The organism is Mesotoga sp. UBA5557, from assembly GCF_002425715.1.
In the GTDB taxonomy this organism is placed as follows: domain Bacteria; phylum Thermotogota; class Thermotogae; order Petrotogales; family Kosmotogaceae; genus Mesotoga.
In genome coordinates this window covers 5,396-7,257 of record NZ_DIMV01000063.1, presented here as the reverse complement: position 1 = coordinate 7,257, position 1,862 = coordinate 5,396, and the positions used below count along the sequence as shown (strand labels likewise).

3 protein-coding genes are annotated in these 1,862 nt (G+C 48.1%); all 3 read left to right on the top strand.

The window, feature by feature from the left end:
* The coding region (locus B3157_RS08320; protein ID WP_292590070.1) for a hypothetical protein at nt 1-219 on the top strand (219 nt) is incomplete at its 5' end.
* Nucleotides 220-265: 46 nt separating this feature from the next.
* A complete protein-coding gene (locus B3157_RS08315) occupies nt 266-1,522 on the top strand; it encodes a thioredoxin-like domain-containing protein (RefSeq protein ID WP_292590069.1) in 1,257 nt (418 codons plus the stop codon).
* Between the two features lie 137 nt (nt 1,523-1,659).
* Entirely contained in the window at nt 1,660-1,737 is a 78-nt protein-coding gene (locus tag B3157_RS08310; RefSeq protein WP_292590071.1) for a hypothetical protein, read from the top strand.
* Nucleotides 1,738-1,862: the final 125 nt, after the last annotated feature.

The following is a 1,862-nucleotide window of genomic DNA, read 5'->3' as shown; positions in this document are numbered from 1 at the left end:
TGTTTCAAAGAAGAGCATCGAGGGCACGAGATGAGGAGAGAGGGCGAGAATCCGAACCCTCGAGACGTTTTCGGATTTCATAAGAGAATAACTCTCACGAGAAGCAATGAAACAGCGCAATCCTATCTAATGCATAGAACGCCGCCTGCTGTGCTTACCGTTCTCCTACATGTTATGCACTTTTCAAGTGAGTTCGAGGCTGGAAGAATCTCGATGTGATCCAATTATTGCGATTCTCAGTCAAAGCTGGAAAGAGGTGATTGATTTGTATGGAAAAGCAGTGGAGTTTCCGTCTTCCGGTAGGTGGATAAATGTAGAGCGACCCTTGACTCTAGAGGATCTCAAAGGGTATGTCGTGCTGTTTGATTTCTGGACTTACTGCTGCATAAACTGCATTCATGTGATCCCGGACCTAAAGTGGCTGGAAGAGAAGTATAAAGACAGTCCTTTTCTCGTTATCGGTGTCCACTCCGCGAAGTTTGAGAACGAACGCGAAGAGAAGAATATCAGAGCCGCTGTCGAGCGCTATGAAATAGAACATCCCGTTCTGATCGACAATGAGTATTACCTTTGGGACAGGTATGTAATTCGCGCGTGGCCGTCCTATGTTCTGATCGGACCCGACGGAAGGATTTTGTCAAAAACCTCGGGCGAGGGCAAGCGAGATTACCTCTCAAATGAGATCTCCACAGCTCTCGAGGATGGGAAGAGGAGAGGGATTCTAAGCAATGAGAGGATCCCGGTGACGCCTAAGTCATCCAAGAAAGATTCGACTCTTTCCTTTCCAGGGAAGATTGCTTTTGGTGATTCAAGAACGATGTTTATAAGCGATTCGAACAACGATCGAATACTCGTAACGGAGCTTGCCTCTCCTTTTGAAGCAAAGGTGATCGATCAGATCGGGGGTCAGAACAGAGGCTTCGAAGATGGAACTTTCGACGAGGCTCGACTAAACAGGCCTCAGGGCATGGTCTATTCAGATGGTGTACTCTACATAGCCGATACAGAGAACCATGCAATCAGAAAAGCCGATTTGAGAGAAAGAAAATTAAGGACGATCTCGGGCGACGGTTTTCAGGGCTTCAGCTGGCAGTACAGCGGCGATGCGTCAAAGGCGCGGCTTAACTCCCCTTGGGATCTGCAGTCAGACGGAAGGTGCCTCTATATCGCTATGACCGGAATGCATCAGATCTGGAGGCTGGATTTGAAGGAGAACACAATCCGTTCATTTGCAGGGAGCGGAGCCGAGAACATTGAAGACGGTTCGCTAAAGGATGCGAATTTCGCTCAGCCCAGTGGAATCTACCTGGATGGAAAGAGTCTTTACGTTGCCGATTCGGAGGTTTCGGGGATAAGGTATGTAGATCTCGAAGAAGAAAAAGTGACACCGTTGCAGGAAGCGGACTCTTTTCATTCGGCCATATCGACGGGATTCTTCAAAGGGCTCTGTTCCAGCACCCGCTGGGTATTCACGGTAATGATAGATTTCTATACGTTGCCGACACCTATAATCACGCAATAAGAAAGATCGATCTGGGAATCAGGCGTGTCGAGACGATAATCAAGAATCTGGGAGAGGGAACCTGTACCCTGGATGGAGAAAAGTGCTCTACTCTCGGTCTTTTCGAGCCAAACGATGTCAAATACTATAACGGGCTGTTGTACATAGCCGACACGAATAATCACTTGATAAGAGTTTTCGACGGGAAGGAACTGGTAGAGTTAGTTATTGGCTAAAAAACATTCGGAGAGAGTGTATGAGGAGGTGAGGCTGGTATAAAACATTAGACGCAAGGCTGGGCAAGAAAGGCCCAGGTCGCAATGCCGGCAAAGAACATGCCGGGACGCAAGGCTGGCGAAGA